General features: G+C 71.7%; 16 protein-coding genes. 10 read left to right on the top strand and 6 right to left on the bottom strand.

From position 1 onward, the window contains the following. Positions 1-39 precede the first annotated feature (39 nt). The 3 genes from RE421_RS04680 to RE421_RS04670 are packed head-to-tail and all read left to right on the top strand — an operon-like array spanning position 40 to position 3,877. Positions 40-1,113, top strand: a complete 1,074-nt coding sequence (locus tag RE421_RS04680) for an ABC transporter substrate-binding protein (protein ID WP_309815108.1) — start codon at positions 40-42, stop codon at positions 1,111-1,113. Then, on the top strand, positions 1,110-2,843 hold the full coding sequence (locus tag RE421_RS04675; RefSeq protein WP_309815105.1) for a thiamine pyrophosphate-binding protein: 1,734 nt from the start codon (positions 1,110-1,112) through the stop codon (positions 2,841-2,843). The genes RE421_RS04680 and RE421_RS04675 overlap by 4 nt, the downstream gene beginning before the upstream one ends. A 2-nt stretch (positions 2,844-2,845) precedes the next feature. Then, positions 2,846-3,877: an ABC transporter substrate-binding protein gene (locus RE421_RS04670; RefSeq protein WP_309815102.1), complete on the top strand. Its 1,032-nt coding sequence runs from the start codon at positions 2,846-2,848 to the stop codon at positions 3,875-3,877. Between the two features lie 75 nt (positions 3,878-3,952). On the opposite strand, the gene RE421_RS04665 is transcribed toward RE421_RS04670, so the two are convergent. The 4 genes from RE421_RS04665 to hisC all read right to left on the bottom strand — a co-directional run bounded on the left by RE421_RS04665 (position 3,953) and on the right by hisC (position 9,200). Continuing rightward, a complete protein-coding gene (locus RE421_RS04665) occupies positions 3,953-5,644 on the bottom strand; it encodes a 2-oxo acid dehydrogenase subunit E2 (protein ID WP_309815099.1) in 1,692 nt (563 codons plus the stop codon). 50 nt (positions 5,645-5,694) lie between these two features. Next, a complete protein-coding gene (locus RE421_RS04660; RefSeq protein WP_309815096.1) occupies positions 5,695-6,684 on the bottom strand; it encodes a transketolase C-terminal domain-containing protein in 990 nt (329 codons plus the stop codon). Next, positions 6,681-7,910 carry a thiamine pyrophosphate-dependent enzyme gene (locus RE421_RS04655; protein ID WP_309815093.1) on the bottom strand — a complete coding sequence of 410 codons (1,230 nt, stop codon included), beginning with the start codon at positions 7,908-7,910 and terminating at the stop codon, positions 6,681-6,683. Before RE421_RS04655 ends, RE421_RS04660 begins: the two co-directional genes overlap by 4 nt. Positions 7,911-8,102: 192 nt before the next feature. Continuing rightward, positions 8,103-9,200 carry a histidinol-phosphate transaminase gene (gene hisC / locus RE421_RS04650; RefSeq protein ID WP_309815090.1) on the bottom strand — a complete coding sequence of 366 codons (1,098 nt, stop codon included), beginning with the start codon at positions 9,198-9,200 and terminating at the stop codon, positions 8,103-8,105. A gap of 66 nt (positions 9,201-9,266) precedes the next feature. Between hisC and RE421_RS04645 the strand changes: the two genes are divergently transcribed. Then, positions 9,267-9,686, top strand: coding sequence for a phage holin family protein (locus RE421_RS04645; protein WP_309815088.1), 420 nt, complete (start codon positions 9,267-9,269; stop codon positions 9,684-9,686). Positions 9,687-9,714: 28 nt separating this feature from the next. Here the strand turns inward: RE421_RS04645 and RE421_RS04640 are convergent, their stop codons facing one another. Next, a complete protein-coding gene (locus tag RE421_RS04640) occupies positions 9,715-11,313 on the bottom strand; it encodes a hypothetical protein (RefSeq protein WP_309815085.1) in 1,599 nt (532 codons plus the stop codon). A gap of 1 nt (position 11,314) precedes the next feature. Beyond that, entirely contained in the window at positions 11,315-11,719 is a 405-nt protein-coding gene (locus RE421_RS04635; protein ID WP_309815081.1) for a hypothetical protein, read from the bottom strand. A gap of 149 nt (positions 11,720-11,868) precedes the next feature. Here RE421_RS04635 and RE421_RS04630 point away from each other — a divergent pair, with 149 nt between their 5' ends. The 6 genes from RE421_RS04630 (at position 11,869) to RE421_RS04605 (ending at position 17,848) form a co-directional block, all read left to right on the top strand. Continuing rightward, positions 11,869-12,492: a flavin reductase family protein gene (locus RE421_RS04630; RefSeq protein ID WP_309815075.1), complete on the top strand. Its 624-nt coding sequence runs from the start codon at positions 11,869-11,871 to the stop codon at positions 12,490-12,492. 49 nt (positions 12,493-12,541) lie between these two features. After that, positions 12,542-14,062: a DUF1846 domain-containing protein gene (locus tag RE421_RS04625; protein ID WP_309815072.1), complete on the top strand. Its 1,521-nt coding sequence runs from the start codon at positions 12,542-12,544 to the stop codon at positions 14,060-14,062. A gap of 4 nt (positions 14,063-14,066) precedes the next feature. Further along, a complete protein-coding gene (locus RE421_RS04620; RefSeq protein WP_309815069.1) occupies positions 14,067-14,387 on the top strand; it encodes a CHY zinc finger protein in 321 nt (106 codons plus the stop codon). Positions 14,388-14,539: 152 nt separating this feature from the next. After that, positions 14,540-16,012, top strand: a complete 1,473-nt coding sequence (gene purB / locus RE421_RS04615; RefSeq protein WP_309815067.1) for an adenylosuccinate lyase — start codon at positions 14,540-14,542, stop codon at positions 16,010-16,012. 113 nt (positions 16,013-16,125) lie between these two features. Next, positions 16,126-16,779, top strand: a complete 654-nt coding sequence (locus tag RE421_RS04610) for a trimeric intracellular cation channel family protein (RefSeq protein WP_309815063.1) — start codon at positions 16,126-16,128, stop codon at positions 16,777-16,779. A 211-nt stretch (positions 16,780-16,990) separates the two neighbouring features. Continuing rightward, the gene (locus tag RE421_RS04605) at positions 16,991-17,848 is read left to right on the top strand and encodes a methylenetetrahydrofolate reductase (RefSeq protein ID WP_309815060.1); all 858 of its coding nucleotides are present in this window, start codon (positions 16,991-16,993) and stop codon (positions 17,846-17,848) included. Positions 17,849-17,916 lie beyond the last annotated feature (68 nt).

Raw genomic sequence — 17,916 nt, 5'->3', positions numbered from 1 at the left:
TCATTGGACCGGCTGTGATGTACCTCATAGGGTGCCAGCATGATCACTCCACCGCTGACACCCTCACCCGCCCCGCTTCCCCGCCGGCGGAGGCCCGGCCGCCTCGCCGCCGGCGGCCGAGTCCTCGCGCTCGCCCCACTCCTCGCCCTCGGTCTCACCGCCTGCGGCTCCGGTTCCCCCTCGGGCGGCGAGGAGGACACCGCGTCGGCCGGGGCCGGATCCGAGGCGGCCTCAGGTGAGCTGACCCCCATCACCGTCGGGGCCATCCCGATCGGCGACGTCGCCCCGATCCACGTGGGCGTGAAGGAGGGCTTCTTCGAGGAGGAGGGCCTGGACGTCGAGGTCGTGAACACCTCCGGCGGCGCCATCGCCGTGCCCGGTGTGGTGGCCGGCGACTACGACTTCGCCTTCGGCAACACCGTCTCCCTCATGGTGGCCCGGGACCAGGGCCTGCCGCTGCAGTACGTCGCCAACGGCACCACCACCACGGGCGAGGAGGGCGCGGACTTCGCGGCCGTCGTCGCCCTGGAGGACTCGGAGCTGGAGGACTCCGCCAGCCTGCAGGGCCACACCGCCTCCTCCAACAACCTGCTGAACATCGGCGACACCGCCATCCGCATGGCCGTGGACAACGGCGGCGGTGACGGCGCGGACATGGACTTCATCGAGCTGGCCTTCGGCGACGCCGCCGCCGCCGTGCAGAACGGCCAGGTCGAGGCCGCCCTGGTCCTGGAGCCCTACCTGACCCAGTCCCTGGATGCGGGCCTCAAGGCCGTGTCCTGGCCCTACGCCGAGGCACACCCGGACCTGGACATCGGCGGCTACTTCACCTCCGAGGAGACCATGGAGCAGCGTCCGGAGGACGTGGAGGCCTTCACCCGCGCCATGCGCAGGTCCATGGAGTTCAGCCAGGAGAACCCGGAGGTGGTCCGCGAGGTGATCGGCGAGTACACCGAGATCGACGCCGAGGTCCTCGAGCGCATCAACCTGCCGCGGTTCAAGGCCGACTTCTCCCGGGAGGCCATGACGGCCCTGGGCGACGCCGCCGTGAAGTACGGCGTGATCGACGACGCCCCGGACCTGGATGCCCTGCTGCCGGAGGGGACCCCATGAGCGCCGAGACCGTCGCCGCACCGATGAAGGTCAGCGAGGCCGTGGGCCGGATCATCGCCCGGATGGGCGCCGCCCACGTGTTCGGCGTGGTGGGCTCCGGCAACTTCCGGGCCACCAATGCGCTGATCGCCCCGGACGCCGAGCGCCCGGAGGGGATCCCCTTCACCGCGGCCCGGCACGAGATGGGCGCCGCCTGCATGGCGGACGCCTACTCGCGCTCCACCGGCCGGCTCTCCGTGGTCACCGTCCACCAGGGCTGCGGGCTGTCCAACGCCCTGACGGGAATCGGCGAGGCCGCCAAGTCCCGCACCCCCGTGCTGGTCATCTCCGGGGACACCCCGGGCGGTCAGTACGGTTCCAACTTCTACATCGACCAGGACAAGGTCGTGGAGGGCATGGGCGCGGTGGCCGAACGGCTGCACTCCCCCGCCTCCGCCGTGGCGGACACCGTCCGCGCCGTGACCCGGGCCGTCAACGACCGGCGGACCGTGGTGCTGTCCATGCCGCTGGACGTCCAGGAGGGCACCATCCCGGAGGGGCAGCGCGCGCTCCTGGACCAGATGGCCCCGCCCGTGCCGCCCACCCCGGCCGGCGCCTCCCCGGAGGCGGCCGAGCGCATCGCCGCCCTGTTGGCCGGGGCCGATCGCCCGGTGATCGTGGGCGGCCGGGGTGCCGCGGCCGGCGTCGGGCCCATCCGTGCCCTGGCCGAACGGGCCGGGGCCCTGCTGACCACCTCGGCGGTGGGCCGCGGGCTGTTCCACGAGGACCCGTGGCACCTGGACGTGATGGGCGGCTTCTCCACGGACGGTGCGGCCGAGCTGGTGCGCGAGGCGGACCTGCTGCTGGTCTTCGGCGCCGCCCTGAACCGGTGGACCACCCGGGACGGCACCCACCTGCGCGGCAAGACCGTCATCCAGGTGGATGACACCCCGCGCGCGTTCGGCCTCCACTACCCGGTGGACCTGGAGGTCTTGGGCGACGCCGGCCTGACCGCCGCCGCGGTCGACGTCGCCCTGGCCGCACGGCTGGGCGCCGAGGGCAAGCGCACCGGATACCGGACCGATCAGACCCGCGCGCGGGTGGCCGCGTCGCTGCACTGGCGGGACCAGCCCTTCGAGGACGTCTCCGACCCCGTGGTCGCCGGAGATCCGGACAGCGGGCGGATCGACCCGCGGCTGCTGACCAACCGGCTGGACGAGATGGTGCCGATGGAGCGCGTGGTGGTCCCGGACGGCGGCAACTTCAACGCCTATCCGGCCATGCACTTCCGGGTGCCGGACAACACCGGCTACTGCGTGCCGCTGGCGTTCCAGTCGATCGGCCTGGCGCTGTCCAGCGCCATGGGCTCCCAGCTGGCCTCCCCAGACCGGATCGCGATCGCCGGCGTGGGCGACGGCGGGCTGCTGATGTCCCTCGTGGAGCTGGAGACCGCTGTGCGGCTGAAGATGCCGCTGATGGTGGTGGTCTACAACGACGCCGCCTATGGGGCCGAGGTGCACCACTTCGTGCACGAGACCGACCGCCTCGACACGGTGCAGTTCCCGCCGACGGACATCGCGGCCATCGCCGCCGGCTTCGGCTGCGCATCGGCGACCGTGCGGCAGGACTCCGACCTGGGTGCCGTGCAGGAGTGGCTCGACGGCCCGCGGGACCGGCCGATCCTCATCGACGCGAAGATCGCCGACTTCCCGTCCTGGGTGCTCGCGCACAGCTTCGCGGAGGGCGAGTGACCGTGGAAGCGCGAAACACCCGACTGACCCGGCGGCGGTTGCTTGCCGTCGGAACAGCGGCCCTGGTGGCCGGGACCGCCGCCGCCTGCGGACAAGGTGACCCAGCAGGTGGTGGGGGTTCCGGCACTGCCACCGCGGCGGAGGGCTCGGCCGACGGCACCGGAGGCCTGCGGCCGGTGACGGTCGGTGCCATCCCGATCGTCGACGTCGCACCCCTGCACCTGGCGAAGGAGCAGGGCTTCTTCGAGGAGGCCGGATTGGACGTGATCATCGAGAACACCTCGGGTGGGGCCATCTCCTTCCCGGGAGTCTCCTCGGGTCAGTTCGACTTCGCCTTCGGCAACGTGGTGTCCATGATGGTGGCCCGTTCCCAGGGCATCGGGCTGAAGTTCTTCTGCTCCGGCTCCACCACCACGGGCGAGCCCGGTGAGGACAACGTCGCACTGATCGCCGCCCCGGACTCCGGCTTCACCACCATCCGGGACCTGGAGGGGAAGATGTTGTCCTCCAACCAGCTGGCCAACATCGGAGACACGGCCTGCCGCCAGGCCCTGGACAAGGCCGGGGGCGACGGGGCCGCCCTGGAGTTCATGGAGATGGCCTTCCCCGACGTCCAGGCGGCATTGGAGAACGGGCAGCTCGACGCCGGCGTGGTGGTGGAGCCGTTCGTCACCCCCGCCCTGGAGGCCGGCATGGTGGCCGTCTCCTGGCCGTATGCCGAGGCCAACCCCGAGCTGGACACCGGCGGCTACTTCGCTAGCGAGGAGACCCTGGAGACCGATCCGGACCTGGTGCGCTCCTTCCGCGAGGCCCTGGTGCGAGGCCTGGAGTACGCCCAGGAAAACCCCGACGAGGTCCGGCGGATCACCGGCACCTACACCCAGACGCCCCCGGAAGTGCTGGAGCAGATCAAGCTGCCGCGATTCCGGGCCGAGTTCAACCTGGAGGCGCAGGAGGAACTGGCCGCCAGCGCCCGGAAGTACGGCACCGTCACCGGGGAGCTGTCCGTCCCGGACATGTTCGCCGAGCTCTGAAGACCGTTCTGAGTCGACTTGGGGTGGGTGTTTGAGCAAAACTCCCACCCCGAGTCGACTGGAAACGTCAGGGCGTTATTCGAGCAGGAGCGCCGGCTCCTCCATGATCGCGGCGACGTCCGCCATGAAGCGGGCCGAGAGGTCCCCGTCCACCACGCGGTGGTCGAAGGAACCGCCCAGGGTGGTGATCCACCGCGGGATGACCTCGCCGGAGACCACCCAGGGCTTCTGCCGGATGGTCCCGAAGGCCACGATGGCCACCTCGCCGCGGTTGATGATCGGCGTGCCCGTGTCGATGCCCAGGGCGCCGATGTTCGTGATGGAGATCGTGCCGTCGGCCATCTCGGTCGGCTGCGTCTTGCCGTCCCGGGCCCGCCGGGCCAGGGTGCCGAGGGCCTCGGCCAGGTCCCGCAGGGAGAGCTCGTTGGCGTTCTTGACGTTGGGCACCAGCAGCCCGCGCGGGGTGGCGGCGGCGATCCCGAGGTTCATGTAGTGCTTGACGAGGATCTCGTCGTCCGTCCACGAGGCGTTGACGTGCGGGTTCCGGGCCGCGGCCCAGATGACGGCCTTGGCCAGGATCAGCAGGGGCGTGACCTTGACGCCCTCGAACTCGCGCGAGGACTTCAGCCGCTTGACGAACTCCATGGTCCGGCTGGCGTCCACGTCCACGAAGATCGAGACGTGCGGGGCGTCCCGGTAGGACTCTGAGACCGCCGCGGCCGTCGCCTTGCGCACGCCCTTGACCCGGATCCGCTCGGTCCGCGCCGCGTTGTCACCGGTGTCCGGCATCCAGAACGAGCCCGAGGTGTCGATGTTCGTCTCACGCTCGGCCAGGTAGTTCTCCACGTCCGTGCGCGTCACCTCGCCGAACTGGCCCGTGGCGCGCACCTTGGTCAGGTCCACGCCGAGCTCCTTGGCGATCCGCCGCACCGGCGGCTTGGCCAGCACGCGCTCGAACAGTCCCGCCACGTCCGTCTGGCGTTCGCGTCCGGCCGCCACCCATTGCCCGACGGCGGCCGGCAGCTTCAGCCCGCGCGTCGCCGGGGCGGTGGGCTGGCTGGCCGGCGGGGCGGGAGTTCCGCTCGGGGCGGGGGCAGGCCGGGCGGCGGGCTCCTCGCGCAGCCGCGGGCTCCACGAGGGGGCGACCGCAGTCTGCCCGGACGGTACCGGGGGCGTGGAGGAACCCGGCCCGGCGGGGCCAGCCGCGCCGGCAGAGGTCTTGCGGGGCCGGCGCGTGGCCGCGTCGGCCTTCGGGCCGGAGCCGGTCAGCGCGGCGCCGGAGCCAGAGTCGGATCCTGAACCGGAGGAGGAGCCGCCGGCGGGGTCCCCGCCGTCACGTGGCACGGGCGCCTCCTCGCCGATCCCCGCCGCTGACGTGGCGCCGGTCGCGGCATCGACCGCGGCGTCGACCTCTGCCTCGGCCTCGGAAGGCCTCGTGGTCCCGGTCTCCGGAGCGGGCGGCGAGGCGTCCGCGGGGCTGCCGGCCGGCGTCGTGCCCTGGGTGTCAGCGGGACCGGAAGCGGACGGCGAGGCGGCCGTGGTGATGCCGATGATGGGGGCGCCCACCTCGATGGTCTCCCCCGCGGGGGCCATCAGCTCGGTGACGGTGCCGGCGTAGGGGCTGGGCAGCTCGACGAGGGACTTGGCGGTCTCGATCTCGCAGAGGACGTCGTTGACGGCGACCGTGTCCCCGACCGCCACCTTCCACTCGGTGATTTCGGCCTCGGTCAGGCCCTCGCCGACGTCCGGCAGGGTGAAGATCTCCATGGGGTGCCTCCCGGCAGTCAGTAGGCGTTCGGTGCGGGTTCGGGGCGGGGTCAGTACGCGAGGGTGCGGTCCACGGCGTCGAGGATGCGGTCCAGGTCCGGCAGGTACTGCTCCTCCACCCGGGACGGCGGGTAGGGCAGATGGAACCCGCCCACGCGGATGATCGGGGCCTCCAGGTGCAGGAAGGACCGCTCGGTGAGCCGGGCGGCGATCTCCCCGCCGAGGCCCCCGAAGGTCGGCGCCTCGTGGGCGACCACCATGCGTCCGGTCTTCTCCAGCGAGGCCTGCAGGGTGTCGAAGTCGATCGGGGAGAGCGAGCGCAGGTCCACGACCTCGAGCGAGCGGCCGTCCTCGGCGGCGGCGTTGGCGGCGGCCAGGGCCACGGGCACGAGCGGCCCGTAGGCCACCACCGTGGCATCCGTGCCGGCGCGGACCACCTGGGCCTGGAAGGCGCCGAGACCGCCGTGGCCGCCCTCGCCCGTGTCCACCTCGCCCTTGAGCCAGTACCGGCGCTTGGGCTCGAAGATGATGACGGGGTCCGCCGACTGGATGCCCTGGCGCGTCATCCAGTACGCGTCCTGGGCGTTGGACGGCGTGATGATCCGCAGCCCCGGCGTGTGCGCGAAGAGGGCCTCGGGCGACTCGGAGTGGTGCTCGATCGAGCCGATGCCCCCGCCGTAGGGGATGCGGATGGTCACCGGGACGGTGGCGGTGCCGCGGGTGCGGGCGCGGAGCTTGGCCAGCTGCGTGGTGATCTGGTTGAAGCCGGGGAAGACGAAGCCGTCGAACTGGATCTCCGCCACGGGGCGGTAGCCGCGCAGGGCCAGGCCGATCGAGGTGCCGATGATCCCGGACTCGGCCAGCGGGGAGTCCACCACCCGGTCCGCGCCGTAGGCGGCCTTCAGGCCCTCGGTCACGCGGTACACGCCGCCCAGGGAGCCGATGTCCTCGCCCATGAGCAGCGTCTTCGGGTCGGCGGCGAGCTCATCCGCGAGGGCCCGGTTGACGGCCTTGGCGATGGTCAGGGTCTCGGTGCTCATGCTGCCCCTCCCCGCCCTGCCGAACCGTTGGGTCCGGCGGGGTCTGCGGTACCGGCGGGGCCGTCGTCGGGACCGTCGGCGAAGCCTGCCTGCCACGCCAGGTGCCAGGCCTTCTCCTCGGCCACCAGGGGGTGCGGCTCGGCGTAGACGGTGTCGAAGACCTCGTCCAGCGGGGCGATCGCGTCCCCGGTCATGGACAGCACGGCCTCGCGGGCCGCGGCGGCCAGCTCCTCGCCTTCGGCGGCGACCTCGGCGAAGAACGCGTCCGGCTCCTCCCCGGCCGCGTCGGTGGCGCGCAGGTACGCCTCCAGGCGCTCCAGGGGGTCGACGCCGGCCCAGGCCGCCTCCTCGTCCCGGGTCCGGTACTTCGTGGGGTCATCGGCGGTGGTGTGCGCCCCCACCCGGAAGGTGTGGGCCTCGATCAGGACCGGCCCGGCGCCGGTGCGGGCCTGCTCGGCGGCCCAGGCGGTCACGGCGTACATGGCCAGCGGGTCGTTGCCGTCCACGGTGACGCCCTCGAAGCCGTAGCCGGCGGCGCGCTGGGCCAGGGGGACGCGGGTCTGGGTGGTGGCGGGCACGGAGATGGCCCACTGGTTGTTCTGGCAGAAGAACACCACGGGCAGGTCGTAGCTGGCGGCGAACACCATGGACTCGTGGACGTCCCCCTCCGAGGAGGCCCCGTCCCCGAAGCATGCCAGTGCGACCTGGCCCTCACGCTGCAGGCGGTCGGCGTCCCAGCCGGCCTGGTCCCGCTGGATGCCCCAGGCGTAGCCGGTGGCGTGCAGGGTCTGGGCGGCGAGCACGAGCGTGTAGGGCTGGAGGCGGTGCTCCTCGGCCGTCCAGCCGGCGTGGGAGACACCGCGGAACAGCTCGAACAGCTGGCGCGGGGTGACGCCGCGGCCCAGGGCGAAGAGGTGCTCGCGGTAGGTCGGGAAGATCCAGTCGGCATCGCGCAGGGCGGACAGGGCCCCGGCCTGGGCGCCCTCCTGGCCGATGGCGGGGACCCACAGGGCGAGCTGCCCCTGGCGCTGGAGGGCGGTGCCCTCGGCGTCCACGCGGCGCTCGGTGGCCATCAGCCGGTACATCCGCTGCAGGGCGGTGTGGTCGAGGTCCGCCAGGTAGGGCGTGAACCGTGCGTCCTCGTGCAGGGTGCCTTCGGCGTCCAGCAGTTGGACGGCTCCGGCCGGCAGCGTGGTCGCCTGGCTCGGCTGCTGCGGTTCGCTCACGTGGAACTCCTTCTCTCCCGGCGCATCGGGCGACGGTCCGGATCAAGACTAGTCGCGACGGCCCTTACTCGCCGGTACTTTGCCCCGCGGTCCACACCGGGCGGGCACCACCCACCCCGATGTTGTGTCTGGAGGGATTCACGCTTCTGGGGCCCCAGCAGGTGAATCCCTCCAGACACAACGCGGGTGGGGCTAGGAGGTCGAGGTGAAATCGGCGCAGAGCTGCAGGAAGCGGGTGTTGGCCTCCTCCTCGCCGATGGTGACGCGTACCCCCTCGGTGCCGAAGCCCCGCACGGCGAGCGCCTGCCGGGCTGCGGCCTCCACGAACTCGGGCGCGCGCTCCCCGAGGGGCAGCCAGACGAGGTTGCCCTGGGAGTCGGGCACGTCCCAGCCCAGCTCGGCGAGCCCGGCCATGACCCGTTCGCGCTCGGCCACGATCCTGCCGACCCGCTCATCGACCTCGTCCAAGTGGTCCAGGGAGGCGATCGCGGCGCGCTCCGCCACGGAGGACACGGCGAAGGGGGTGGCCAGCACGCGCAGGTACTGGGTGATGTGCGGGTGGGAGACGGAATAGCCCACGCGCAGGTTCGCCAGGCCGTGGGCCTTGGAGAAGGTGCGCAGCACCACCACGTTGTCATGCCGGCGGTACACCGACAGGGCGTCGACGGCGTCCGGCTGGGTGATGAACTCCGTGTAGGCCTCGTCGAGGACCACCACCACGTCCTGCGGGACCTTCGCCAGGAACGCTTCCACCTCCGCCCCGGTCAGGGCCGGACCGGTGGGGTTGTTGGGCGTGCAGAGGATGATCACCCGGGTGCGCTCGGTGATGGCCGCGGCCATGGCGTCGAGGTCATGGCGGAAGTCTGCCGTGAGGGGCACCTGGACGTCCCGGGCCCCGGCCGCCCGCACGACGATCGGGTAGGCCTCGAAGGATCGCCACGCGTAGATGACCTCGTCCTGGGTGCCGTCCGGGCCGGCCCCGGCGAAGGTGGTGATGATCTGGGTCAACGCGCCGAGGGAGCCGGCCCCGGTGACGATGTCCTGCGGCGAGACGTCCAGGTGCTGCCCCAGCCGCTCCCGCAGGGCGGTGGAGAGGGGATCGGGATAGCGGCAGAAGTCGGTGAACTCCGCCAGGACGGCGCGCACGGCGGGGACGGGGCCGTAGGGGTTCTCGTTGGAGGAGAGCTTGTAGGAGACGAGCCCGTCCACCGCTGCGGCCGGTTTGCCCGCCGCATAGGCCGGGAGTTCGCTGAGGACCGGGCGCGGGCGGATGGGCTGCGGTTCGTTCATGGCCTCCAGCCTATCCCCGCGAGGACCGGCACCCGGAGCAAGGGGTGGCCGTGGGACCATGGGCGCATGGTCAAATTCCTGCTCCGCGTCATCGTCAACGGGCTGGCCCTCTGGGTGGCCGCCCTCATCCTGCCCGGCATGGACGTCATCCCCTCCGGCACGGTGGCGGACACGGGCGACCCCACGTTGAACGCCGTGATCGCCTATCTGGTCATCGGGCTCGTGTTCGGCGCCGTCAACGCGGTGGTCAAGCCGATCATCTCGCTGCTCGCCCTCCCGCTGACCTGCCTGACGCTGGGCCTGTTCACGGTGATCATCAACGCCGGCATGCTCATGCTGACCGTGTGGCTGACCTCCTACCTGCCGATGCAGCTGACCGTGGACGCCTTCTGGTGGACCGCGGTCTTCGCGGCCATCATCGTCTCAGTGGTCTCCATGATCGCCAACGGCGTCTTCGGACTGAACCGCTCCTCCTCGCGGGACTGATCCCGGCGGAGCCGGTGCCGTGGGAAGCTCACCCGTTCCGGACACTGTGCATCAGCCCGGGCCGGATCCCTGTGGGCCGCCGGTCCGGCCGCTCATCGAGCGGATGGCGGGGGTTGCCGGGGCGGACCCGCTCGAACTGCACGGACCTCGTCACCCCGCCGCCGGCCGTCAGCGCCGCGATGTGCTCGAGCGCCGGGGCTTGCCGGGCCACGTCCGGGTCCCGGTCCAGCAGGGCCGCGTGGAACGCGTAGTTCTCGAAGGCGTGGCCGGAGAACAGGTCCTTCTCCTCGGGGAACAGCGACTCGTCGTAGCCGCTCACGGTGATGGTGGCACGGTTCGCGGCCTGCGGATTGGCCCGTCCGTCCGCGGCGGCGGGGAAGTCCTCGCTGTGCTCCAGGTGCGCAGCCTCGACGCCGACCGGGACCCTGATCTCCCCGGTCGGCGAGCCGATCGTGAACAGGCCCTGCACGTCATAGTTCGCGGCGATCCGCTCATCCGCGGCGATCCGGGCCGCGTGGAGGCCGCCCTGGCTGTATCCGCTCAGCACCAGGGCATCGTCCTGACCGGCGCCCGACGCGCGGAGGGCCTCGTCCACGGCGGCGGAGACGTGCTGGGAGTCCAGGGCCATCGCCTCGGCGTTCCCGCCCATGTCCCAGGGGTTGGTCGACCAGCCGCTGCCGTCCTTGTAGTCCCCGGTCTGGGTCCCCGGAAAAGAAACGAGCCACACCGTCTCGGGCGCCCCCGGGCCCTCCGGGGTGATCCTCGTGATCTGGACGGAACCGGGGGCGGCCTCGCGGGCCAGGTCCAGGTGGGACATGACGGTGGAGATGCTCCCCTCGCCCTCGGGCGTCCACGTCTGTCCCCAATCCTCGGCCGGCGGCGGCTTCTCCTTGAGGCGCACCGGCCCGATCTGCACCAGTCCGGTGGCCCTCCCCAGCGCCGTGGCCAGGGGGTACAGCAGTTCCGGTCCGGACAGTGCGCCGGTGGCGCCGTCGTCCCGGGCCGCCCGTCCGGTCACCTCCGAGGCGATCAGATACCCGCGTCCGAGGCCCGGGGCCATCAACCCGAGGAGCCCGGCCAGGACCTCCGGAGTGGCCTGGAGGGCCAGCTCCGTGAGGGGGACGGGCAGCGGCCGGCCGCTCAGGCCGAGACCCAGAGCACCGACGACGGCGGCGCCGCCGTACAGCTCGGCCATCTTCCGCTGGGCCGCCGCCTCCGCCTCCCGGTAGGTGTGGGCCGCCGTCCGTACCGCCACGGCGAGCACACCCGCCTCGGCGCTGATGGCCAGCAGCCCGCCGGACAGCTCGGCCGTCCGCCCGGTGAGGGCCCGGCCCGTGCTGGTGTGGACCGCCGCCACGGCCATCAGGGATCCCCAGCCCGCGGCGCGGAGCGACAGGGCTGCGGCCTCGTCCGTGGCCCCGGCCAGCAGCAGGCTGCCTCGCTCCAGCTCGTCCAGGTTGGCATGGATGGATCCGGGCCCACCCCGGACGGAGTACGACGGCGGCTCACCCGCGACCGCGACGCCGGTGGCGGTTCCGCTCGGGTCGGCACCCCGGCCCGGGACGTCCGTGCCGTCCAGCAGCCCAGGCCGACCGATCCCTGCGGGTGCGGGGACGGTTCCGGTCATCTCAGCACACCCCCAGGGTGGCCGCTGTGGCCACCGCGGCCTGGGCCGCCTGAAGTGTCTCCCGAAGCCGGGCGATCTGCTGTTGCAGCTCGCCGATCGACACCCGGGCCAGGGCGGTGGACTCCTCGGCCACCTCGGCCAGCTCCGCCGCCCGCACCCGCAGGCGTTGGCTCCGCTCCGCGAAGGCCTCCCCCGCCGGCGAGCGCCAGTCCATGGCGGACAGGGAATGCACCGACTCGGCCACCCCCCGGGTGCCCGAGCCGACCAGCCGGAGCTCCTCGACCACCTGGTGCAGCTGCACCACGGCCGCCTCCAGCACGCGGAGCAGTTGCTCATCCCCCACCATCAGGTCCAGGGCCGCCTCGGCCGCCGAACACACCGGCAACCCACTGATCGGTACCGTCATCGCCGTCCTCCCGTGCCGCCCTGTTCCGTCAGCCACCACGCTAGGGAGGAGTTCGCCGCCGCGGGCCGGCGTCAGGGGCTATTGGGGATAGGCCCAGAGCATTCGGTCTGCTGTGGAGGAACCCTCCGCGCGGCTGGAAGACTGTCCCCATGAGCACCCCAGACAGCCGCCGCACCGAATTCGATCCCTCCGCCCTCGGCGACCGGGAGGCCACCCTGCTCGTGAAGTCGATCCTCATCCCGCGGCCGATCGCCTGGGTGGGGACGGTGGATGCCGGCGGCACCGCCAACCTGGCGCCGCACTCCTTCTTCACGATGGTCTCCGAGGCCCCGCCGATCGTGATGTTCTCCTCGACCACGCGCAAGGACACCCTGGCGAACGTCGAGGCCACCGGCCAGTTCACGGTCTCCCTGGTCTCCCGGCCACAGTTCGAGGCGGCCAACCAGACCTCGGCGCCCTATGCCGTGGAGGTGAGCGAGTTCGAGGCCGCCGGGATCGCGCCCGAGCCCTCGGCCGCCGTCGTGCCTCCCCGGGTGGCCGACTCCCCGGCCGTGATGGAGTGCGTGCTGGAGAGCATCATCCCGGTGGGCGGGAACTTCATGGTGCTCGGGCGGGTGGTCCACGTGGCGGTGGACACGGACACGCTGGAGACGGATGCGCGCGGCCGCACCCTGCCGCTGGCGCGGAAGCTGGACCCGCTGACCCGCCTGGGCCGGAACGAGTGGGGCACCCTCGGCGAGGTGCTCGCCATCGACCGGCCCACGGTGGGGTAGCCCCGGCTTGACCGCCACCCCGGTACCGGCCGGTGCTAGCGTGGTCCCGGTGACCGTCTCGCCTGCCAGCCCCGCTCCCGTCCGCCCCGTGGGATTCGACCGGGACCGCTACGTGGACCTGCAGTCCCGCCACATCGAGGAGCGCCGCCGGCAGATCGGCGGCAAGCTGTACCTGGAGATGGGCGGCAAGCTCTTCGACGACCACCACGCCTCCCGCGTGATGCCGGGATTCCTGCCGGACAACAAGATCGCCATGCTCGAGCGGATCAAGGACGAGCTGGAGATCCTGGTCTGCCTCAACGCCAAGGACCTGGAGCGCCAGAAGGTGCGGGCCGACCTGGGCATCCCCTACGAGGAGGACGTGCTGCGCCTCGTGGACGTGTTCCGCGAGCGCGGCTTCCTGGTGCAGCACGTGGTGCTGACCCAGCTGGAGGACTCCAATCAGGTGGCCCTGTCCTTCGCCGAGCGGCTCGAGCGGCTGGGGCTCACCGTGGCCCGTCACCGCGTGATCCCCGGCTACCCGCAGGACACCCGCAGGATCGTCTCGGAGGAGGGCTTCGGGCTGAACGACTTCGCCGAGACCACCCGGGACGTGGTGGTGGTGACGGCGCCGGGGCCGGGGTCGGGGAAGCTCGCCACGTGCCTCTCGCAGGTGTACCACGAGCACGCCCGCGGGATCGCGTCCGGCTACGCCAAGTTCGAGACGTTCCCGATCTGGAACCTGCCCCTCGACCACCCCGTGAACCTCGCCTACGAGGCGGCCACCGCGGACCTGGATGACATCAACCTGATCGACCCGTTCCACCTGGCCGCCTACGGCGAGCAGGTCACCAGCTACAACCGGGACGTGGAGGTCTTCCCGCTGCTCAAGGCCCTGCTCGAGCAGCTCACCGGCTCCTCCCCCTACGCCTCCCCCACGGACATGGGCGTGAACCTGGCCGGCAGCTGCATCGTGGATGACGGGGTGTGCCGCGAGGCCGCGCGCCAGGAGATCGTGCGCCGGTACTACAAGGCCCTGGTGGACGAGCGGATCAACGACGCCGAGGCGGATGTCTCCGAGCGCGTGGCGATGGTCATGTCCCGGGCCGGCTGCACCCCGGGCGACCGGGCCGTCGTCGCCCCCGCCCTGGCCGTGGAGGAACGCACCGGGGAGCCGGGCTCCGCGATCGAGCTGGCGGACGGGACCATCGTCACCGGCAAGACCTCGGACCTGCTGGGCTGCTCGGCCGCGATGCTGCTCAACGCGCTGAAGGAGCTGGCCGGCCTCGACGACGAGGTCCACCTGCTCTCCCCCGCCTCGATCGAGCCGATCCAGACCCTGAAGACCGAGCACCTGGGCTCGAAGAACCCGCGGCTGCACACGGACGAGGTGCTGATCGCGCTCTCGGTCTCCGCCGCCTCGGACGAGAACGCCCGGCGGGCGCTGGGCGAGCTGCAGAACCTGAACGGCTGCGACGTGCACACCACCACCATCCTGGGCACCGTGGACGAGGGCATCTTCCGTTCCCTCGGCGCCCTGGTCACCTCCGAACCGAGGTTCCAGCGCAAGGCGCTGTACCGCAAGCGGTAGGACCATGACCGTGCCCCGCATCCTCGGCAGCCCCGTCGACGACCAGACCCGCTGCGTCCACTACCGCACGGAGCTGGACGTCATCGCGATCCGCTTCTGGTGCTGCGGCGAGTACTACCCCTGCCACCTCTGCCACGCCGAGGGCGCGGGCCACGCGGCCCGGCCGTGGCCGCTGGCCGAGCAGGGCACCGAGGCGATCCTCTGCGGGGTCTGCCGGCGCGAGTTGCCGATCAGCACCTACCGCGCCGTGGACGCCTGCCCTCACTGCGCCGCGCCGTTCAACCCCGGCTGCACGCTCCACGCGGGACTGTACTTCGAGGGCTGAGCCCGCCCGTTCTCACCTCGCCGCCCCGACCCGGCCGCCCGGTGCGGGATTCGGCAGGGTGTCCGGCGGCTGCACGCTGCGGCTTCCCCCACTCGATGTGCTGCCGTGGAACAGAACCCGGCGACCGGTGCGGGGGTGGAAGAATGGGCGGCATGCCTGAGTCCTCCTTGCCGCAGCCGTCCGCCTCGCCCGCCGCCTCCCCGGCCTTCCCCACCACCCAGGGCACGACGCCGGCCCGCCAGTCCCTGGCCGACGCCGGCATTCCCCTGGGTCCTCTGGACGGCCGGTACCGCTCGGCGGTGGCGCCGCTGACCGAGCACCTCTCCGAGGCGGCGCTGAACCGCAACCGCCTGCACGTGGAGGTCGAGTGGTTCATCCACCTGGCGCACCACGAGGTGCTGCCCGGACTGCGCCCGCTGACTGCGGACCAGGAGCAGGGACTCCGCGCCATTGTCACCGACTTCGGCACCGAGGGCGTGGCCGAGCTCGGCGCCATCGAGAAGGAGACGGTCCACGACGTCAAGGCCGTGGAGTACTACATCGGCCGCCGGCTGACCGCGCTCGGGCTGGAGCACCTGACCCCGCTCGTGCACTTCGCCTGCACGAGTGAGGACATCAACAACCTGTCCTACGCCGTGGGGGTGCGGGACGCGATCGGCGAGGTCTGGCTCCCGGCCGCGCGGGCCGCCGTCGGGACCTTGCGGGACATGGCTACCGCCGCCGCCGCCACCCCCATGCTCTCCCGCACCCACGGCCAACCGGCCACCCCCACGACGCTGGGCAAGGAGATGGCGGTGTTCGTGCACCGCCTCGAGCGCCAGATCCGCCGCGTGGAGCAGCAGGAGTACCTCGGCAAGATCAACGGTGCCACCGGCACCTACGCCGCACACCTGGCCGCCGTGCCCGGCGCGAGCTGGCCGGATGTGGCCCGCACCTTCGTGGAGCACCTCGGGCTGACCTGGAACCCGCTGACCACACAGATCGAGTCGCACGACTGGCAGGCGGAGCTGTATGCGGACGTGGCCCGCTTCAACCGCATACTGCACGGCTTCTGCGTGGATGTGTGGAGCTACATCTCGATCGGCTACTTCGCGCAGATCCCGGTGGCCGGCGCCACGGGCTCGTCCACCATGCCGCACAAGGTCAACCCGATCCGCTTCGAGAACGCCGAGTCCAACCTCGAGCTGTCCAACGCCCTGCTAGACTCCCTCGGCGCCACCCTCGTGGAGTCCCGCTGGCAGCGCGACCTCACCGACTCCACCTCGCAGCGCAACATCGGCAACGCCCTGGGCCACTCGGTGCTCGCGCTGTCCAACGTCACCAAGGGCATGGCGCAGCTCAAGGTCGCCGAGACCGTGCTCGCTGAGGACCTGGACCACAACTGGGAGGTGCTCGGCGAGGCCGTGCAGACCGTGATGCGCGCCCAGGCCATCGCGGGCGTGACAGGCATGGACAACCCCTACGAGCGCCTCAAGGAGCTCACCCGCGGCCACCGCGTGGACGGGGAGCGGATGCGCGAGTTCGTGCAGGGCTTGGGCCTGGAGGCCGACGCCGAGGCGCGCCTGCTGGCGCTCACCCCTGCCTCCTACATCGGGCTGGCCGAGGAGCTGGCCCACCTGCACTGACTTCCTCGGGCACAAAGTGACGCCACCCCCACCGGAGTGACGCCCCTCCGTCACTTTGTGCCCAGCGGATCGGCACCCACACCGGCGACCGGCACAGGACGGGAGACACCGCCATGCTTGAGGCCCCCGAGGCACCGGCGTACCTGGACACGCTGCTGCTGGTCCTGGACCTGCTCGGCGTCTTCTTCTTCGCCGTCTCGGGCTCGCTGCTGGCCGCCCGCCGGCAGTTCGACCTCATCGGCTCCGTGTTCCTGGCGTTCCTGGCCGGGCTCGGCGGCGGCGTGGTGCGGGACCTCATCATCAACGAGGACGTCCCCCATGCCTTCGCCAATCCGCTGTACCTCATCCCGCCGGCGCTGGCCGCGGCCCTCGTGTACTTCCGGCTCGTCACCCAGGGCCGGTTGCGCCGCACACTGCTCGTCTTCGACGCCGCCGGCCTCGCCCTGTTCTGCGTCACCGGCACGCGTACCGCGCTGGCGGCGGGGATCGAGCCGATCATGGCCATCCTGCTGGGCGTGGCGACCGGTGTGGTCGGCGGCCTGCTGCGGGACGTGGTGGCCAACGAGGTCCCGGAGATCTTCAACCGCCACGGCCTCTACGCCGTGCCCGCCCTGTTCGGCGCCGGGCTCAGCTCGCTGCTGTGGACGTTGGATCTCTTCAACTGGCTCACCGCCGCCCTGGTGATGCTGGCCGTGTTCGCCTTCCGCCTGGTCTCGTTCCGGATGCGCTGGATGGCCCCCAACGCCGCGCGAGGCTCCGGTTCCTGACCAGGCACAACGTGACGGGACCACGTCACGTCGGTGGGGGTGGGGTCACTCTGCGCCGAAGGGGTCTATACCTATGGGCATAGTTATATTAGGCTCGGTTCAACGCGGCGTGACCGGGACCACAGGGCCCGGTCGCGCTGCGTCCCAAGCCAGCCCGGCCGGCGTCGGGCGCCTGACCGCCCCGCCGGCAACCGCCTCCCGAAGGACCGCCATGACCCCCACGAACACCGGACGCCCCTCCGTCATCACCGAGCCCTCGCTGGAGATGACCGGCAAGGACAAGGACATCGACGCGCTGCGCGACGCCGCTCCCTTCATCCCCGCCGGCACCCGCGTCAACGTCACGTTCCTGGGCAACGAGGACCTCGAGATGCGCGTCAAGGCCTCCAGCGCAGCCCAGGAGCTCGGCTACACGGCGGTGCCGCACATCTCCGCCCGCCGCCTGACCTCACAGGCCGAGCTCGAGGAGTACCTGACCGCGCTGCGGGACCGCGTGGGCACCCACCACGCCTTCGCCGTGGGCGGCGACCCTTCCGAGCCGATGGGCCCCTACGGCTCCTCGCTGGACATGATCCGCACCGGCCTGCTCAAGGACTACGGCATCACGGACGTCTCGATCGCCGGGTACCCCGAGGGCCACCCGGACATCACCGAAACGCAGCTGTGGGAGGCCCTGGAGGGCAAGCACGCCTCGCTCAAGGAGCAGGGCCTGAACGGCACCATCCTGACGCAGTTCGGCTTCGACGTGGACCCGGTCTTCACCTGGATCGAGGAGGTCCGCCGCCGCGGCATCGACCTGCCGATCCGCATCGGCGTGCCCGGCCCGGCCGGCATCAAGCGCCTGCTGACCTACGCCGCCCGGTTCGGCGTCTCCACCTCCGCGGGCATCGCCAAGAAGTACGGCTTCTCCATCACCAACCTGCTCGGCACCGCCGGCCCGGACAAGATGATCAACGACCTCGACGCCGGACTGACCGAGGCCCACGGCGACGTCAAGCTGCACTTCTACACCTTCGGCGGCATGAAGACCACCGCCGAGTGGATCCAGCAGTTCCAGGCCAAGCACTGACCGTTGTGCGGGCAGCGATCACTACTGATCTCTGCCCGCACAACGCCGGCGGGGGCACCGCCTCGCGG

The sequence above is a fragment of the Citricoccus sp. I39-566 genome, from assembly GCF_031432995.1.
Taxonomy (GTDB): Bacteria; Actinomycetota; Actinomycetes; order Actinomycetales; family Micrococcaceae; genus Citricoccus; species Citricoccus nitrophenolicus_A.
The sequence above is the reverse complement of the archived record's forward strand: the minus strand, read 5'-3'. Positions and strand labels throughout refer to the sequence as shown.

Excerpts from the sequence above, each read along its gene's own strand:
- RE421_RS04660 (WP_309815096.1), bottom strand. The coding sequence starts at position 6,684 with ATGAGCACCGAGACCCTGACCATCGCCAAGGCCGTCAACCGGGCCCTC.
- RE421_RS04605 (WP_309815060.1), top strand. The coding sequence starts at position 16,991 with ATGACCCCCACGAACACCGGACGCCCCTCCGTCATCACCGAGCCCTCG.
- RE421_RS04630 (WP_309815075.1), top strand. The coding sequence starts at position 11,869 with ATGAGCACCCCAGACAGCCGCCGCACCGAATTCGATCCCTCCGCCCTC.
- RE421_RS04610 (WP_309815063.1), top strand. The coding sequence starts at position 16,126 with ATGCTTGAGGCCCCCGAGGCACCGGCGTACCTGGACACGCTGCTGCTG.
- RE421_RS04645 (WP_309815088.1), top strand. The coding sequence starts at position 9,267 with ATGGTCAAATTCCTGCTCCGCGTCATCGTCAACGGGCTGGCCCTCTGG.
- RE421_RS04665 (WP_309815099.1), bottom strand. The coding sequence starts at position 5,644 with ATGGAGATCTTCACCCTGCCGGACGTCGGCGAGGGCCTGACCGAGGCC.
- purB (WP_309815067.1), top strand. The coding sequence starts at position 14,540 with ATGCCTGAGTCCTCCTTGCCGCAGCCGTCCGCCTCGCCCGCCGCCTCC.
- RE421_RS04680 (WP_309815108.1), top strand. The coding sequence starts at position 40 with ATGATCACTCCACCGCTGACACCCTCACCCGCCCCGCTTCCCCGCCGG.
- RE421_RS04635 (WP_309815081.1), bottom strand. The coding sequence starts at position 11,719 with ATGACGGTACCGATCAGTGGGTTGCCGGTGTGTTCGGCGGCCGAGGCG.
- RE421_RS04640 (WP_309815085.1), bottom strand. The coding sequence starts at position 11,313 with ATGACCGGAACCGTCCCCGCACCCGCAGGGATCGGTCGGCCTGGGCTG.
- RE421_RS04675 (WP_309815105.1), top strand. The coding sequence starts at position 1,110 with ATGAGCGCCGAGACCGTCGCCGCACCGATGAAGGTCAGCGAGGCCGTG.
- hisC (WP_309815090.1), bottom strand. The coding sequence starts at position 9,200 with ATGAACGAACCGCAGCCCATCCGCCCGCGCCCGGTCCTCAGCGAACTC.
- RE421_RS04620 (WP_309815069.1), top strand. The coding sequence starts at position 14,067 with ATGACCGTGCCCCGCATCCTCGGCAGCCCCGTCGACGACCAGACCCGC.